Source organism: Streptomyces sp. NPDC001493 (assembly GCF_053597235.1).
Window position 1 is genome coordinate 214,008 of record NZ_JBSFHV010000004.1, and the last position, 16,732, is coordinate 230,739.

13 protein-coding genes are annotated in these 16,732 nt (G+C 71.1%); 2 read left to right on the forward strand and 11 right to left on the reverse strand.

Annotation, left to right across the window (positions count from 1 at the left end; all coding sequences use genetic code 11):
* Window positions 1-32: 32 nt before the first annotated feature.
* From ACWCWD_RS08695 to ACWCWD_RS08720, 6 genes are all read right to left on the reverse strand, one after another.
* The gene (locus tag ACWCWD_RS08695; protein ID WP_450771273.1) at window positions 33-1,154 is read right to left on the reverse strand and encodes an SCO2583 family membrane protein; all 1,122 of its coding nucleotides are present in this window, start codon (window positions 1,152-1,154) and stop codon (window positions 33-35) included.
* A 251-nt stretch (window positions 1,155-1,405) separates the two neighbouring features.
* The gene (locus ACWCWD_RS08700) at window positions 1,406-2,008 is read right to left on the reverse strand and encodes an SCO2584 family spore wall biosynthesis protein (protein WP_450771274.1); all 603 of its coding nucleotides are present in this window, start codon (window positions 2,006-2,008) and stop codon (window positions 1,406-1,408) included.
* Window positions 2,009-2,105: 97 nt separating this feature from the next.
* A complete protein-coding gene (locus ACWCWD_RS08705; RefSeq protein WP_450771276.1) occupies window positions 2,106-3,389 on the reverse strand; it encodes a glutamate-5-semialdehyde dehydrogenase in 1,284 nt (427 codons plus the stop codon).
* A 202-nt stretch (window positions 3,390-3,591) separates the two neighbouring features.
* Window positions 3,592-4,104: a hypothetical protein gene (locus ACWCWD_RS08710; protein WP_450771277.1), complete on the reverse strand. Its 513-nt coding sequence runs from the start codon at window positions 4,102-4,104 to the stop codon at window positions 3,592-3,594.
* Between the two features lie 122 nt (window positions 4,105-4,226).
* Window positions 4,227-5,354 carry a glutamate 5-kinase gene (proB, locus tag ACWCWD_RS08715; protein ID WP_450771476.1) on the reverse strand — a complete coding sequence of 376 codons (1,128 nt, stop codon included), beginning with the start codon at window positions 5,352-5,354 and terminating at the stop codon, window positions 4,227-4,229.
* A gap of 229 nt (window positions 5,355-5,583) precedes the next feature.
* A complete protein-coding gene (locus ACWCWD_RS08720) occupies window positions 5,584-6,873 on the reverse strand; it encodes an acyltransferase family protein (protein WP_450771477.1) in 1,290 nt (429 codons plus the stop codon).
* A 297-nt stretch (window positions 6,874-7,170) separates the two neighbouring features.
* Between ACWCWD_RS08720 and ACWCWD_RS08725 the strand changes: the two genes are divergently transcribed.
* Window positions 7,171-9,201, forward strand: a complete 2,031-nt coding sequence (locus ACWCWD_RS08725; protein WP_450771278.1) for a glycosyltransferase family 2 protein — start codon at window positions 7,171-7,173, stop codon at window positions 9,199-9,201.
* 93 nt (window positions 9,202-9,294) lie between these two features.
* Complete coding sequence (gene rfbC, locus ACWCWD_RS08730; protein WP_327179997.1) at window positions 9,295-9,894, forward strand: dTDP-4-dehydrorhamnose 3,5-epimerase; 600 nt, start codon at window positions 9,295-9,297, stop codon at window positions 9,892-9,894.
* A gap of 201 nt (window positions 9,895-10,095) precedes the next feature.
* On the opposite strand, the gene rfbD is transcribed toward rfbC, so the two are convergent.
* The 5 genes from rfbD to ACWCWD_RS08755 form a co-directional block, all read right to left on the reverse strand.
* On the reverse strand, window positions 10,096-10,980 hold the full coding sequence (gene rfbD, locus ACWCWD_RS08735) for a dTDP-4-dehydrorhamnose reductase (protein ID WP_450771280.1): 885 nt from the start codon (window positions 10,978-10,980) through the stop codon (window positions 10,096-10,098).
* Window positions 10,977-11,963 (reverse strand): dTDP-glucose 4,6-dehydratase, encoded by a 987-nt coding sequence (gene rfbB, locus ACWCWD_RS08740; RefSeq protein ID WP_266704268.1) that lies wholly within the window; start codon window positions 11,961-11,963, stop codon window positions 10,977-10,979. Before rfbB ends, rfbD begins: the two co-directional genes overlap by 4 nt.
* The gene (locus ACWCWD_RS08745) at window positions 11,960-13,030 is read right to left on the reverse strand and encodes a glucose-1-phosphate thymidylyltransferase (protein WP_450771281.1); all 1,071 of its coding nucleotides are present in this window, start codon (window positions 13,028-13,030) and stop codon (window positions 11,960-11,962) included. The genes rfbB and ACWCWD_RS08745 overlap by 4 nt, the downstream gene beginning before the upstream one ends.
* Window positions 13,031-13,193: 163 nt before the next feature.
* A complete protein-coding gene (locus tag ACWCWD_RS08750) occupies window positions 13,194-14,372 on the reverse strand; it encodes a glycosyltransferase family 2 protein (protein WP_450771478.1) in 1,179 nt (392 codons plus the stop codon).
* Between the two features lie 200 nt (window positions 14,373-14,572).
* Window positions 14,573-16,618, reverse strand: coding sequence for a hypothetical protein (locus ACWCWD_RS08755; protein WP_450771282.1), 2,046 nt, complete (start codon window positions 16,616-16,618; stop codon window positions 14,573-14,575).
* Window positions 16,619-16,732 lie beyond the last annotated feature (114 nt).

A 16,732-nucleotide genomic window follows, 5' to 3' on the forward strand; every position in this document is an offset into this window, starting at 1 on the left:
CGGCCCTGGTGAGCCCCGGGCTCGGCCCGGCGCTACGTGAGTCCCGGGCTCGGGTACACCGGGGCCAGGAGGGCCGGCGGAGCCTGGCCGAGCGGCGGGCTGATCTCCAGCGTTCCGCAGAGCCCGCCCGCGGGGGTCCCGGTCGCGTACGGATCGGTGCCCCCGGGCCCGGCGGGGTCGGCGCGCTCCCCGGCGAGCAGCGGGCGCAGCGCCGGGGAGGCCCCTGAGGAACAGGACTCGGGTCCCGCCTGTACGTACGCGGTGCGCAGTTCCAGCCGGTGCAGCCTCAGGTCGTCCCGGTCGAAGCGGAAGTGCAGCAGCCGGTGCACGGTGAACAGGGAGGCGCCGTCCACCTGCTGGGGACCGTTGACGGCCGGGCGCACGGCGTAGGTGAAGGTGTGGTCCGCGACCACCTCCAGCCGGCTCGCGTCCGTCTCGGAGTAGGCGAGGGTCCCGAAGACCCGGATCGCGGGGTCGGCGAGTTCGGCGTGGGCCGGGTCGAAGCGCACCAGCCAGCCGGCCGCCGGATGCCTGCCGTCCCCGGCCGGGCCTTCCATGCTCAGGTCGAACTCGGCGGCCTGGTCCGGGTCGAGCAGGGCCTTGACCGTCCCGGTCTCCCGGCCGCCGAGGACGTCGGGGTCGAGCGATGACTCCACCAGGAAGTCCTTGGCGGTGGCCAGGGCGGCCATGACCTGGCTGACGGAGAAGTTGTCGGTCCGCCGGACCACCGGCAGGTTGATCCCGGCCGCTCCGACGCGGAAGTGCGCGGCCGGGCCGTGCTCGATGAGCGAGCCGGGAGTCCCTCCCGGTACGGCTCCGCGCGGGGCGAGCGGTACGACGGTGGCCTGGAGCGGTTCCGCGCGACCGGGCACGGGGGCGGGCAGCGGCTGGCGGAAGCCGATGTACACGGCGGTGGCGAAGGCGAGCGCGACGAGCACCACCATCGTGGTGGCGAGGCCGGGGCTCTTGCGCGAGGAGCGCCGGGGCAGGGAGCGGACGGCGCGGGCGTGCTCGCCCATGCGTTCCTGGGCGGAGAACTCCTGGAGTCGGGCAGCCCGGACGAAAGACTCGTCGAAGACGAGCGAGCGGTATTCGTCCTCACCGTCGGCGTGGCTCTCGGGCTGCTCTTCCGGTGGATCTCCGCGGCCTGCCATGACTTCTCCCGATCTCCACACCACCGGCCGAGGTCGGTGCGCAACGGTCTGCCCGGCCAGGCGGCCGAGGGCAGCGAGAAGCCCCCTCCGGAAGAGGGGTCACACAGTGAGAGTAGGTCGAATGCCCCTCGCGTAAACGCGGTCGCCGGGGCCAACCGCACAGTTCGCACGACTGGGCGCTACGGGGCGACACGGCCGGACGGGTGACACGGCACGCGCTCCGGGCGCGGGAACCACGGTCGGGGGCACGCTCAGGGCGTGTGCGGGACGGCAGCGGCCGGGGCGTGACGGCCCACCGGCGCGGACGGCGGCAGGTCCGCCGGGCCGGCCGGGTCCGCGGTGGTGTCCACGCCGCTGGTGGCGGGCGGGACGTGGTCCTGGCTGTCGGCCGAGGCGCCGCGGTAGACGGCGCTGAAGGCGAGCGCGACCATCCCGATCCCCATCACCAGCGCCAGGAGCCAGGCGACCGGCCGGTGCCAGCGCGCGGAGCCCCGGTAGGGGCGCAGCGAGCCGCCGTGGGGGCCGTACGGGCCCCTGCCGATGCCGTGGCCGGGGTCGTAGTCGAGGTCGTCGGGGTCGAGCGCACCGCCGCGCCCGCCCGCGTATCCGGGGCCGTAGTGGTCGTACGGGTCGCCGTCGCGGGCGGCGCCCGCCGAACGCGACCGGGTGGCCTCGGCCTCGGCGCGTGCCTCGGCGGCGGCGACCAGCCGCTCCACCGCGGTGGGCTCGTGGATTCTCGCGGCCCGTACGAAGTCCTCGTCGAAGACCACGGTGGCGAAGTCCTCGTCCGCGCCCCCGCGGTCGTCGTCGGGCTCCGAGCCGTCCGGGAACGGCCTGCCCCCCGCGTCGTCCACGGAATCAGCGTAGCCGTGGAGGGGCGGTCCGGTCAGGGAGACGGAGAAGTCTCCCCGACCGGGCGACGGAGAAGTCTCCCCGGCAGGTCCGGCCCGGCTACCGGGTGTGACCGTCGCCGGTGACGATGTACTTCGTGGAGGTCAGCTCCGGCAGCCCCATCGGGCCCCGGGCGTGCAGCTTCTGCGTGGAGATGCCGATCTCCGCGCCGAATCCGAACTGGCCGCCGTCGGTGAAGCGGGTCGAGGCGTTGACGGCGACCGTCGTCGCGTCGACCAGCTGGGTGAACCGGCGTGCGGCGGCCTGGGAGGTGGTGACGATCGCCTCGGTGTGGCCGGAGGACCAGAGCCGGATGTGCGCCACGGCGGCGTCCAGCGAGTCCACCACGGCGGCGGCGATGTCGTAGGAGAGGTACTCCGTCTCCCAGTCCTCCGGGGTGGCCGGCACGACGGTCGCCTTGGACCCCTCGGCGTACGTCAGGACGCGCTCGTCGCCGTGCACGGTGACTCCGGCCTCGGCCAGCGCGTCCAGCGCCAGCGGCAGGAACTGGTCGGCGACGTCCCGGTGGACGAGGAGCGTCTCGGCGGAGTTGCAGACGCTGGGGCGCTGCGCCTTGGAGTTGACCAGGATGTCGACGGCCATGGCCAGGTCGGTGTGCGCGTCGACGTACACGTGGCAGTTGCCGGTGCCGGTCTCGATGACGGGGACGGTGGACTCCTCCACGACCCGGCGGATGAGCCCGGCGCCACCGCGCGGGATGAGGACGTCCACCAGGCCCCGGGCCCGCATGAGTTCGCGGACGGAGTCGTGGGTCTCGCCGGGGACCAGCTGCACCGCGTCGGCCGGGAGCCCGGCGCCGCCGACCGCGTCGCGCAGCACGCGCACGAGGGCGGTGTTGGAGGCGTACGCGGACGAAGAGCCGCGCAGCAGTACGGCGTTGCCGGACTTGAGGCAGAGGACCGCGGCGTCGACGGTGACGTTGGGGCGGGCCTCGTAGATGATGCCGACCACGCCGAGCGGCACCCGGACCTGGCGCAGGTCGATGCCGTTGGGGAGGGTGGAGCCGCGCACGACCTCGCCGACCGGGTCGGGCAGGGAGGCGACCTGGCGTACGTCGGCGGCGATGGCGCGGATGCGCTCGGACGTCAACGTGAGCCGGTCGACGACCGATTCGGCGGTACCCGCGGCCCGGGCGCGGTCGACGTCCTCGGCGTTGGCCTCGATGATTTCGCCCGCGCGCACCTCCAGCGCGTCGGCCACGGCGAGCAGTGCGTCGTCCTTGGCGGCGCGCGGGAGCGGCGCGATGTCGGCGGCTGCGGCGCGCGCCCGGTAGGCGGCCTGCGCGACCGGGGACATGTTGTCGTACGGGGTGAGCGTGGTCATGCCCGCAGGGTAGTGCGCGGCCTGTGCTCGTCCGGCCCGTATTTCGTGATGCGAGACGCCCAAAGACCGCCAGGGCGCGGCAGCCGGTTCCGTGATGCGGGACGCCCGGAGACCGCCCGGCGCGGCAACCGGTTCGATGATGCGGGACGCCGGAGACCGCCCGGGGCGGGAGCGGGCCGGACGCGCGCTCCCGCCGCCGGGGTCAGTAGGGGTGCACGCCGACGGGTGCGGCGGGCGGCGGGCCGTATCCCTCGGCGACGCGCTGGTGGTAGGTCTCCCGGTCGATGACTTCGAGGCCGACGATCTCCCACGGCGGCAGCTGGGCGGTGGAGCGGTGCTCGCCCCAGAGCCTCAGGGCGACGGCCGCCGCGTCGTGCAGGTCACGGGCCTCTTCCCAGTACCGGATCTCCGCGTGGTCGTTCGCGTACCGGCTGGTCAGCAGGAAGGGGTGGTCGTGGGCGAGTTGTTCCAGGCCGCGTCTGATCTCCCCCAGCGGTGTCTCGGCCCCGGACACGCAGAGCGTGATGTGCCACAGCCGGGACTGTGTGGCTTCCCCCTTCGCGGCTACCGGGTCGTGGCCGGTGGTGCGGTCCTCGGCCCGGTCGGACGTGCGGTCGGCGGGCGGACTCCGGTCGAAGCCGGTTCCCGCTCCCACGCTGGTCAGTGCGCGGGTGCCCGTTCCTCGGGGCGGCGCCCCCGGGCGCGCTCGTCTCACCGGCGGCCTCCTGTGGATGTGTTGCTGTGCTGTTCCCCTGCGTACCCCCGCTACAAAGTTGACCAGCCCGAGGGCGGGCGTGGGGCGGTTTTGGTGAAGGTCTCCGTCAGGAGTGCGGAGTTTCAGCCGATTCGGGGCGTGGAGGGGGGCATGAGAACGACGAGGTCGTCCCTGTGTACGACCTCGCGTTCGTAGGCGGGTCCGAGTTCGCGGGCCAGGTCGTGGGTGGAGCGGCCGAGCAGCTGGGGGATTTCCCTGGCGTCGAAGTTGACGAGGCCGCGGGCGACCGCCCGTCCTTCGGGGTCGCGGAGTTCGACCGGGTCTCCGGCGGTGAAGTCGCCGTCCACGCCCGAGATGCCCGCGGGCAGCAGCGAGGTGCGGCGTTCGACGACGGCTCGTACGGCCCCCTCGTCGAGGAGGAGCGCGCCCTGCGGGGCGGAGGCGTGGGCGAGCCAGAGCAGGCGGTCGGCGGAGCGGCGGCCGGTGGGGTGGAACCAGGTCCCGGTGTCCCGTCCGGCGAGGGCGTCGGCGGCGTGCCAGGCGGAGGTGAGGACGACCGGGATGCCGGCGGCGGTGGCGATCCGGGCCGCCTCCACCTTGGTGACCATGCCACCGGTGCCGACGCCGGCCTTGCCCGCGCTGCCGATCGTGACGCCGGCCAGGTCCTGCGGGCCGGTGATCTCGGCGATCCGCGAGGTGCCGGGCGTGCTGGGGTCGCCGTCGTACACCCCGTCCACGTCGGAGAGGAGGACGAGCAGGTCGGCGTGGACGAGGTGGGCGACGAGGGCGGCCAGGCGGTCGTTGTCGCCGAAGCGGATCTCGTCGGTGGCGACGGTGTCGTTCTCGTTGACGACGGGCAGGGCGCCCATCTCCAGGAGCTGGTCGAGGGTCCGGTAGGCGTTGCGGTAGTGGGCGCGGCGGCTGGTGTCGTCGGTCGTCAGCAGGACTTGGCCGACGCGTACGCCGTAGCGGGCGAAGGAGGCCGTGTAGCGGGCCACCAGCAGCCCCTGGCCGACGCTGGCCGCCGCCTGCTGGCGGGCGAGGTCCTTCGGTCTGCGGTGCAGGCCCAGCGGGGCGAGCCCGGCGGCGATGGCGCCGCTGGAGACGAGGACGATCTCCCGCTCGCCGCCGCTGCGGACCTTGGCGAGGACGTCCACGAGCGCGTCGACCCGGTCGGCGTCGAGTCCGCCCACCGCGGTGGTGAGCGAGGAGGAGCCCACCTTGACGACGATCCTGCGGGCCTCGGTCACCTGTTGTCTTGCCACTGTCTCCGCTACCGATGTCACAGGGGCGAATGTATGCCAGTCCGGGCACCGTACGCACCGTTGTTCCGCCTCCTGGACACGGAGTGGTAACGGCGGTCCCGGGGCCGCGGGCGGGCGGCGCGGCGCACGGGAACGCCCCGGCCGCGGCGGGCGCTGTCGGTCGGTCGACGGCGTCCGCGGTGGCCGGGGCGTTCCGGTGGGTGCGTGCGGGGCGTCAGCCGCCCGTGCGGCTGCCGCTGTCCGCGAGCGCCCGGTCCTGGCCGGACTCGGCGGCCGCGTCCTCCGTCTCCCCGGGAGGAGCGGGCTGGGCGGCCACGGGGGCGGTGCGGGCGGCCGGCTTGCGGCCGATGTCCTTGAGCCGCATCGCGGGCTTCTCTATCAGGTGCCACGAGAGCGCCGCGACCGCCAGAGTGCCGCCGAGCGACATCGCGAGGTAGGGCCAGAATCCCCAGCGCGCGAAGCCGACGGCGGTCAGCGACTGCTGGACGGCGAATCCGTAGATGTAGACACCGTACGAGAGGTCGTTGCGGGCCCCGATGCGGCGGAACGGCCCGGGGAGCCGGATCGCGAGCCAGAGGAGCAGGTAGGCGAAGGCGGGGATGCCGACGACGAAGAGGTACCCGTAGTGGATGCTGCCGAGGAGCAGGACGACCGAGAGGACACCCAGCGGGTCGCTGACCGGGATGCGCTCCCGGTACATCTCGATCACGGCACCGATGGCGAACGCGAAACCGAGATAGATGAGGATGTCCGGATCGAACTTGCCCATCACGGGGAAGATCTCGAAGCTCGTGGCGTACGACGAGTCGGAGAATCCCGCCCAGTGCGGGGTGGCCAGGGCCGGGTTGATCACGAAGAAGCCGAGGACCACGGCCACCAGGAGCACGACGCGGCGGGCGCGGGCGAGCACGCCGGTCAGGGCGAGCAGGGCGACGGCGAAGTAGCAGAGCACCTCGTAGCGCAGCGACCAGAGCGCGGCGTCGATGCTGGGGCTGTGCGCCAGGCCGGAACCGGCGGAGTGGGCGATGACCCCGGAGACGTCGTTCTGGCGGGGTGCGATGGCCCAGTTCGACTCCATGTAGTCGAGCGGCCCCCTGTCGTGGCCCCAGAAACCGTCCAGACTTCCCTGCTGGCGCCAGTAGAGGAAGGGGGCGACGACGAAGGCGGTCACCGCGAGGCAGACCCAGAGGCCGGGCAGCAGGCGCAGGGCGCGGTGCCAGAGGTAGCGGCCCAGCGGGAGCCGGTTGCCGCTCCGGGTCACGAGAATCCCCGACAGGACGAAGAAGCCGTAGACGGAGAGCTTGCCGAGGTCGGTCTGCCCGTGGCTGAACCAGTGGCCGAACTCCTTGTCCCCGAATCCCAGCACGCTGGCATGCGAGACGACGACCGCGGAGGCCAGACACAGCCGGATGAATCCGAGACTGTTGTTCCGGCCTTTGAAGCAGTCGGCGACCGACCCGTGGGACCATCTGATCCGGCCGACGGCATTACGCGTAAGTGTGATGACGGCACCTCTAACCGAAGAAGCGGCGAACCGGCTTCCCGACCGGCACGCGAGGCATGTGCGAGAGCAACGCCGCAAGAGCGCAAGGCCGTTGTTGCGTACACCACTTGGCCGCGCAGGAGGGCCTGCTCGGCCCCATACCTCTGGTGCACCGTACATGACATCACGCCCGGACCGAACTGTTCGATGCGCCACAACCGCTATGGTGCTTCCGGGCGGCGACCCTCGCCCTCAATCGGTCTCCGATCCCGACACCGCCTTCGCGTTCAGGGTTCCCACAAGAGATGGGACACAGTTGTGTCAGTCAAAGTCAGCGTCATCATTCCGGTGTACAACCCGGGAAAGTACATCGATCCCGCCATCGACTCGTTGCTGCGTCAGACCCTGCCCGCGAGCGAATTCGAAGTGCTGTTCGTCAATGACGGCTCGACCGATGACACACGCGAGCGGCTCGAAAAACTCGCCACCGAGCACCCGCACTTCCGTGTGATCACCATCCCCAATTCGGGGTGGCCGGGCAAGCCTCGCAATATCGGCGTGGCGGAGGCCAAGGGCGAATACGTTCAGTTCCTCGACCAGGACGACTACCTGGCCTCCGAGGCTCTGCTGCGTCTCTACAACATGGGGCACCGCAACGGCTCCGACATCGTCATCGGCAAGGTGGCCAGCAACTTCCGCGGTGTCCCGCACGGCGTCTTCAAGGTCAACCGGGAAAAGTGCACGCTGCGCGACGCGCCGCTCTACGACTCCCTGACGCCGCACAAGATGTTCCGGACGGAATTCCTCCGCGAGAACTCGATCGCCTATCCCGAGGGCAAGCGCCGCCTTGAGGACCAGCTCTACATGATGCAGGCGTACTTCCCGGCGAAGGTCGTCTCCATTCTCGGGAACTACACCTGCTATTACTACTCGCGGCGCGACGACGGCCAGAACGCCGGCTCCGCGAAGCTCATCCCCTCGGGCTATTACGGAAACCTCCGCGAGGTTCTCGACGTCGTCGTGGAGAACACCGAGCCGGGCGAATTCCGCGACCTTCTGCTGCGCCGGTTCTACCGTGTGGAGATGTTGTCGCGCCTCAGTGAACCCGCCGTGCAGAAGTACGCGCCGGACTACCGCGACGAGATGATCGACGCCGTCCAGCCCCTGGCACGCGACTTCATGCACGACGGCGTGCACGACGGGCTCGGCCCGATCCAGCGGCTCCGCTCCACCCTGCTGCGCAACGACGACCGCGAGGGCCTGCTCCGCATCGCCCGGCTCGCCGGCTCCATCAAGGCGGCCGCCCGCCTGGAGAAGTTCGAGTGGCAGCCGGACGGCCGCATCCGGCTCGACATCACCGGCCGCCTCGTGCACGGCGACGACCAGGCGCCGGTGACCCTGGTGCGCCGCGACGGCCGCCTCCACCTGCACCCCGACCTCACGGCGGGCCTGCTGCCGGCCGGAGAGCTGCTGGACGTCGAGGACGACCTCGACGGCTACATGGCCGAGATCTCGCTGCGCAACCGCGAGACCGCCGTCGAGTGGCCCTGCCCAGCCAAGTTCACCTCGGAGGTCAAGGAGGTCTCCGACGGCGTCTTCGAGGTCGTGCTGACCGGCCACGGCCACGTCACCTCGGAGGGCGTCAAGAGCCGCGGGCGCGTCTCGCGCGGCTTCTGGGACATCTGGGTGCCACTGCGCGGCCTCGGCGTGGTCCGCAAGGCCCGGCTCGGCGCCGACCGTGCCCCCGGGGTCGACGCGGACTGCCTGCCCGCCTCGCTGGGTTCGCCCGCCCGCGCGGTCATCCCGTACTTCACCGACCCGCACGGCAACCTCACCCTGGACGTCGCCCGCCGCGCCAAGAAGCTGGCCGTGTACCTGGAGGGCCGCCCGGTCCTGCGCACCCCCGGCAGCAGGACGGAACTGCGCCTGGACATCGTCACCACGACCGCCACGGCGGCCTCCAAGGCCGAACTGGTGCTGACCGCCGCCGGCGGCACCGACCGGCTGTTCCCGACGACGCTGCGCCCCGTCCAGGGCCGTGCCCACGTGTCGGTGCCCGCCAAGGCCGCGGACGTGCCGCCGGGCGAGTGGAAGCTCTCGGTCCGGCTGGACGGCGCCAAGAGCGCCGCCGTGCCCCTCGCCGACGTACGGGTGGAGCGGGGCGGGAAGATCGTCCTCGTGTCGGACCTGCCCGAGGTGAGCCCCGCCATGCTGAGCGCGATGGCCTCCGCCCGCCGCAAGGCGACCGTGCGCAGCGCGCTGCGGAGCGTGGGCGGGCCGATCGTCCGCCGGCTGCCCGCGAAGGCCCGCAAGAAGGCGCGCGGGCTCGCCGCGAAGGTGGCCGGCTGACCCGTCGGCCGTCCGGTACCGGACGGCCGGGGCACAGCCCGGCCGGAGAACCAGAAGTACACGAGAAGCGAAAAGAACAGGAACGTGAATCAGATGCGGCAGCTCGACATCGCCGGAGCCTGGGTCCAGGAGCCCAAGGTCTTCCCCGACAGCCGGGGTAGCTTCCACGAGTGGTTCAAGGCAGCCGACTTCACCGAGGCGGCCGGCCACGGGCTCCAGCTCGCCCAGGCCAACTGCTCGGTGTCGAGCCGGGGCACCCTGCGGGGCATCCACTTCGCCGACGTCCCGCCGAGCCAGGCCAAGTACGTCAAGTGCGTGCGCGGCGCGGTGCTGGACGTGATCGTGGACATCCGGGTCGGCTCCCCCACGTACAAGCAGTGGGAGGCCGTCCGCCTCGACGACGTGGACCACCACGCGGTGTACCTCTCCGAGGGCCTCGGGCACGCCTTCATGGCGCTGACCGACGACGCCACCGTGGTCTACCTCTGCTCCGAGGGGTACGCCCCCGGCCGCGAGCACGGGATCAACCCGCTCGACCCGGAACTGGGCATCGAGTGGCCCGAGGGCATCACCCCGCTGCTCTCCGACAAGGACGCCGCCGCCCCCACGCTGGCCGAGGCCGAGGCACAGGGTCTGCTGCCCTCCTACGAGGACTGCCAGGCCTACTACGAGCAGCTGCGCGCCCGGGGCTGACCCGGCGACAGCCCGTACGCGAACGCCCGGCCGGGGTCACCGGCCGGGCGTTCGGCGTTCCTGGGCATGCGGCGTTTCCGGGCGTTCGGCATTCCCCGGCGTCGGCCGGAACGGGCCGGGCCGGGCCGGGCGGGAACGCCGACGGCCGGACCTCCGCCGGGGTGGGCGGGGGTCCGGCCGTGGTGACGGCGCGTCGGGCGGTCAGCCGCGCTCGGCGGCGACGAGGGCGTCGAACGCCTCCGCCAGTGCCTCGTGCCAGTCGCGGACCGGCGCGATCCCGGCGGCGGACCAGCGGTCGTGGCCGAGCACGCTGTACGCCGGGCGGGGAGCGGGCCGGACGAAGGCCTCGCTGGTGGTCGGACGGACCCGCTCGGGGTCCGCGCCCAGCAGCCGGAAGATCTCCCGGGTGAAGCCGAACCAGGTCGTCTCGCCGCCGCTGGTGCCGTGGTAGACACCCGCCGGGGCGTCGCCCGCGAGGGCGGCCCGGCCGAGGGCGACCAGACGGTCCGCCAGGTCGGCTGTCCAGGTCGGCTGTCCCCGCTGGTCGTCGACGACGTCCAGGGTCTCCTTGATGCCTTCCAGCTTGATCATCGTGCGGACGAAGTTGCCGCCGCCCGCTCCGTACAGCCAGGCCGTACGGACCACGTAGCCGGTCTGCGGGAGGATCTCCAGCACCGCGCGCTCACCGGCCAGCTTGGTCCGCCCGTAGGCGCTGCGCGGGGCCGTCGGGGCGTCCTCGGCGTACGGCTTGTCGGCGTCGCCGGCGAAGACGTAGTCCGTGGAGACCTGGAGCAGCACGGCGCCGTGCTCGCGGCACGCCTCGGCGAGAACCTCGGGGCCCGTGCCGTTGACGCGCAGCGCGGCCTCCTCCTGGCTCTCCGCGTCGTCCACGGCGGTCCAGGCGGCGCAGTTGACCACGACGGCGGGGCGGTGCTCCGCGAAGGCGGCGCGCACGGCGGCCGGGTCGGCGACGTCGAGCGCCGCGCGGTCGGCGGCGACGGCGTCGATGCCCTCCGCGGCCAGCTTCGCCAGGACGTCCCGGCCCAGCATTCCGCCGGCTCCGGTCACCAGCCAGACGGGGCTCACAGGGCGGCCCGGTCCTTCAGCGGCTCCCACCAGGCGCGGTTGTCGCGGTACCACTGCACGGTCTCCGCGAGGCCCTGCTTGAAGTCCTTGCGCGGGACGTAGCCGAGCTCCTCGCGGATCTTGGTGCAGTCCACGGAGTAGCGGCGGTCGTGGCCCTTGCGGTCCTCGACGTAGGTGACGCTGGTCTCCCAGTCGGCGCCGCAGGCTTCCAGCAGCAGGCCGGTGAGCTCCTTGTTGGAGAGCTCGGTGCCGCCGCCGATGTTGTAGACCTCGCCGGCGCGGCCCTTCGTGCGGACCAGCTCGATGCCCTGGACGTGGTCGTCGATGTGCAGCCAGTCGCGGACGTTGGCGCCGTCGCCGTAGAGCGGGACGGTCTTGCCGTCGAGCAGGTTGGTGACGAAGAGCGGGATGACCTTCTCGGGGAAGTGGTGGTGCCCGTAGTTGTTGGAGCAGCGGGTCACCCGCACGTCGAGGCCGTGGGTGCGGTGGTACGAGAGCGCGATGAGGTCGCTGGACGCCTTCGCCGAGGAGTACGGCGAGTTGGGCTCCAGCGGGTGCGTCTCGGGCCAGGAGCCCTCGTCGATCGAGCCGTAGACCTCGTCGGTGGAGATGTGCACGAAGGTCTTGATCCCGGCCAGGTGCGCGGCGTGGATCAGGGTGTGGGTGCCCACGACGTTCGTACGGACGAACTCGGCGCCCCCGTCGATGGAGCGGTCCACGTGCGACTCGGCGGCGAAGTGCACCACCTGGTCGTGGTCGGCCATGAGCTTGCCGACGAGTTCGGCGTCGCAGATGTCGCCCTGGACGAAGGAGAAGCCCGGGTGGTCGCGGACCTCGTCGAGGTTGGCGGGGTTGCCCGCGTAGGTGAGCTTGTCCAGCACCGTGACGGTGATGTCGCCGGGGCCCTGGGGGCCGAGGACGGTGCGGACGTAGTGCGAGCCGATGAAGCCGGCTCCGCCGGTCACCAGGATGTTGGTCGTCATGAGGAGATCTGCACCTTGCTGTGGTCGCCGAGGACGAGTCGGTGGGCGGACGGGTTGCGGGGCGCCGGGGTGACCTCGACGTCGCGGCCGATGAGCGACGCCTCCACGCGGCGGACACCGGTGATGGAGGCTCCCCGGAGCACGATGGAGTACTCGATCTCGCTGTCCTCGATCCGGCAGCCCTCGGAGACCGAGGTGAAGGGACCGACGTAAGCGTCGCTGATGACCGAACCGGCTCCGATGATCGCGGGACCGACGATGCGGCTGCCGGTGACCTTCGCGCCGGGCTCGATCCGCACGCGGCCGATGATCTCGCTGTGCTCGTCCACCTCCGCGCCGTCCGTGGCCGGCTCGACGGTCTCCAGGACGGACCGGTTGACCTCCAGCATGTCGGTGACGTTGCCGGTGTCCTTCCAGTAGCCGGAGATGGTGGTGGAGCGGACGTTGCGCTGCTGGTCGATCAGCCACTGGATGGCGTGGGTGATCTCCAGCTCGCCGCGCCAGGACGGCTCGATCGAGCGGACGGCCTCGTGGATCGCCGGGGTGAAGAGGTAGACGCCGACGAGGGCGAGGTCGCTCTTGGGCTCCTTCGGCTTCTCCTCCAGCGCGACGACGCGGCCTTCGGCGTCCAGCTCCGCGACGCCGAAGGAGGTCGGGTTGGGCACCCGGGTCAGCAGGATCTGCGCGTCGGGACGGTCTCCGCGGAAGCCCTCGACGAGGCCGGTGATGCCGCCCACGATGAAGTTGTCGCCGAGGTACATCACGAAGTCGTCGTCGCCCAGGAAGTCGCGCGCGATGAGCACCGCGTGCGCCAGGCCGAGCGGCTGGTCCTGGGGAATGTAGGTGACCTCGATGCCGAGCGCGGAGCCGTCGCCGACCGCTTCGCGGATCTCGGCGGCGGTGTCGCCCACGATGATGCCGACCTCGGTGATACCGGCGTCGGCGATCGCTTCGAGCCCGTAGAAGAGAACCGGCTTGTTGGCGACCGGTACCAATTGCTTCGCGGACGTGTGGGTGATCGGGCGCAGGCGGGTGCCCGCCCCACCGGAGAGTACGAGTGCCTTCACGTGTGGTGTCCCCAAGCTGCGTGGTCGGTGGCCGGAAGCCGGATGGCAGGCGTTCCCGAGGCCGCTTTCATTCCATGGGATATTACTTCGAGTTCCCGCGAGGTTTCCCGACGAGTAACTCTGCCACCATCCCGGTCCCGGCCGCCCGCTCCGGGCCGTCGGGTCAGACCGAGGACTTCCACCGCTTCATGTCACGACGAACCCGGCGAACCACCCTGCGGGCCAGGGTCGGCGTGGGCTTGGGCTGGCCCGGCTTCGGCCGAGGGGGCGCCTGCAGCCGCTTGCCCGGGGACCACTCCGGCACCGTCATCTCGAACGCCGAGTCGGGAAGGCCCGCCTCGGGCTTCCGGAAGTGCGGGTAGACGAGGTACGCGGCCTCCCCCTCGTCGGCCCGGACGACCTTCGGGGTGTGCCGGGCGGCGATGTACCGGTGGATGTCGGCGAGGAGGTCCAGGCGGCCGCGGGCGACGCATTCGAGCCGGAGGCGTTCGTTCACCTTGATCAGCTTCGCGACGCCCGGGGTCCAGTACTTGGTGATCGGGGCGGCCAGCTCCAGCTTGTGGGCACGGACCTCCTCGCTCTCCTTGACCACGGCCGGGCCGAACTGCTGGATGAGCCCCACGGTGAACGGACGGGCCATCAGGAAGTCACGCTTCGGCCCCTCGGGCACCAGTTCGGCGATGAGTTCGACCAGCGCCTGCAGCGCCTCGAACCGGGGCTCGTAGCTGCCGCTGCGGGTGACGTGCAGGCCGTCGTCACGGCCCACCAGGTAGTAGCAGACGTACTCGGAGACGACGGAGACACCGGCGCCCCGGAGGTAGGCCTCCATGGTGAAGAGGGCGTCCTCGCCGTTGCGCATCTTCTCGTCGAAGGTGATCCCGTGGCGGGTCAGCAGCTCGCGGCGGAAGAGCTTCTGGGCGCTGAGGGTGTAGATGACGCGGGAGTCGAAGATGTCGACGCGCTCTTCGTCGTGGCGTCCCCACATGGACCCGGCGGCGCCCCGGTTGACGCCCACCATCTTGCCGAGCACCACGTCGGTGCCGGCCTTGTCGGCGATGGCGACCATGCGTTCCAGCGCCTCGAAGCCGAGGAAGTCGTCGGCGTCGAGGAAGAAGACGTACCGGCCGCGCGCGCGGGCGAGGCCCACGTTGCGCGGTCCGCTCGGGCCGCCGGAGTTCGCCTGGTGGATCACGGTGGTGGGGACGGCGGTACGTGCGGCGAACTCGTCCAGGTACGCGCCGGTGCCGTCCTTCGACCCGTCGTCGACCGCGATGAGCTCGAAGCGGTCGGCGGGCAGGGTCTGCGCCTCCACGGACTGGAGGCAGCGGATGAGGTAGGGCATGGCTTCGTAAGCGCCGATGATCACGCTGACGTCTGGAATTCGAGTGTCGTTCACGAATAGAGATGACAGCGGACGCACAGCATTGGTTGTGCGCGCCCCTCAAGTGCGAAAAGTGATGTGCGTCACGATGGCCCGTTCTCGCCCCCCAAGAGGGGAGAACGGGCCATCGTGCACTACTTTTCGGTCATCTCTGGCGAGATTCAGCCATTCACGTGTTCGCTGAGATGAGCCACCCCGAGATTGCGCGTCTCCGCCCGGGCGGCCAGCGCCTGGACGGCACGGTCGAACTGGACGAGCGAGGTCGGCTCGTCGGGCCCGAGGAGGTACTCCTTCAGCTCGCGCCGGCCCTCGGCCCGGTCGTCCGCGGCGGGGTCGGACACGGCCGCGAGCAGCCGGTCCAGCTCGCTCGCGTCGTTGGAGAGGATCACCGCGGCCCGGACGGCCGTGTTCTGGCGCTTGAACTCCTCCTCGCCCAGCTCGGCCGAGTCGGTCACCGCGTACGGCTTGCCGCTGGCGATGAAGTCGGAGACCACGCTGGAGATGTCCGACACCATGGCGTCCGACTCGTTGAAGCAGTCGTACAGGCGCATGGTCGATCCGGAGATGACCTGGTGCTGCCACCAGCCCCGGGAGCGCCAGTAGGCGGTGTTCCAGTCGTCCCGCAGCTTCGCGGTCTCGGCCTCGCGCGCCGGGTCGGCCAGCGAGTTGCGCGAGAGCTCGGCCTCGTCGCGGGCCGTCTCACCGGTACCGCCGGCCAGCTCGGTCAGCCTCGCCTCGATACGGGCCAGCTCGGCGCCGGCCTCGGCCTGCTCACCCCGGAGCGCCGCGCTCTGCTCGGCCCAGCGCGGGTCGGTGGCGCGGCGGGCGGCCGCGTCCTCGATCATCGCGGTGATCCGCAGGTGGGCGGCGGCCGCCTTGCGGCTGCGGGTGCCGGTGAACGGGTGCGGCTTGTAGAGCACCCGGACGGGCTTCTCGGACTCCAGCAGCCGGCGGACGATGTTCTCACCGGCGAGCAGCAGCGAGGTGTTGCCCGGGTTGTCGTCCCAGCCCTCCCAGGTGGGCGCGTACAGCACGGTCGGGACGGGGTTCTTCGGCGTTCCGGTCCAGGAGGTGATGGAGGCCAGCTGCGGCCGTCCCACCTCCACGATGTCCTCGTCACGGACGCCGACGTCGGCCAGCGCGTAACGGTCGCGGCCGGCCCGGCCCGCCGTCCAGACCTCGTCGTACGCCTTGCTGTACGGGTTGACGCTGGCCAGCTTGTCGCTGTCGCCGTGCCCGATGAAGACGTGCTTCATGGTCGGCACGCGCAGCATGTGGATGTTCTTGCCGACGTTGGCCGCGTAGAGCGCGACCCGCACCGTCGAGAGGTCCATGTTCATCAGGTGCACGCCACCGGGGACGCAGAGGACCGGGACGGACGTGCCGGCGAGCTGCGGGACGATGGCCCGCTCACGGAGCACGATCATCGGGCGGCCGCTCAGCCGGCCCATGGTCTCCAGCCACATGTTGACCTGGTAGGCGGAGTCCTTGGAACCGGAGAAGTAGAGGATGACGGTCGGCTTGTACTCGCGCAGCCAGTTGTCGACGGCCGCCAGGACCTTGGCCTCCGGCGGCACGAGACGGCTGGGCCGCACGTACGGCAGCAGCGCGAGGATGTAGACCACCGCGAGGAAGAGCGTCAGCCCGAGGCCGGCGTAGGCGATCGCGTCGGTGCCGCTCTGTATCGCGGCCACCACGCCCACCATGGCGAACACGTCGAAGTGGAGCATCTTCTCGGCGGGTCGGCTCATCAGCAGACGCGGCGGCGCGTCCCCTATGCCGACGGGGCCGAGGTCGATGTTCCGGGTGACCACCGGCAGCTTGCGGCGGAGCCGGATGAGGGTCACCATCGCGCTCTGCGGCGCCTGGAGACCGTAGAACGCCAGGAGACAGGCGACCGTCGTGTAGAAGAACGCCCCCTCGCCGTATCCCATGCGCGACATGAGCAGGATCAGCAGCAGCTCACGCACGAGAAAACGAATCGACAGACCGGCCCGGACGGCGGCAAGGCGATTGACGAGATAACTGCCGCAGTGGTGCAGATAACGGTCGGCCAGATATGTGACGAGGACCGCCGCGGAGAACAGCCAGATATTGGGGAGTATCGCCGCGAGCATGACGCACGGGAATCCCAGGGCCAGGAGAATTGCGGCGGCGAGCTCAGAACCGCTGCCCACTCTCGCCACGCGAATGGCTTTCGAAAACACGAAGTACCGCTCCCGAGGGTTCCGACTTATACCTTGCGGGGGAATTGTGAAGAATTAGCTTCACGAATTCGGACCCCTGCCGTTCACGCGAAGGTGAACGACAGGGGTCCGAAT

Coding starts and splice junctions, on each gene's coding strand:
- ACWCWD_RS08695 (WP_450771273.1), bottom strand. CDS start 1,154: ATGGCAGGCCGCGGAGATCCACCGGAAGAGCAGCCCGAGAGCCACGCC.
- rfbC (WP_327179997.1), top strand. CDS start 9,295: ATGCGGCAGCTCGACATCGCCGGAGCCTGGGTCCAGGAGCCCAAGGTC.
- ACWCWD_RS08750 (WP_450771478.1), bottom strand. CDS start 14,372: ATGCCCTACCTCATCCGCTGCCTCCAGTCCGTGGAGGCGCAGACCCTG.
- ACWCWD_RS08705 (WP_450771276.1), bottom strand. CDS start 3,389: ATGACCACGCTCACCCCGTACGACAACATGTCCCCGGTCGCGCAGGCC.
- rfbB (WP_266704268.1), bottom strand. CDS start 11,963: ATGACGACCAACATCCTGGTGACCGGCGGAGCCGGCTTCATCGGCTCG.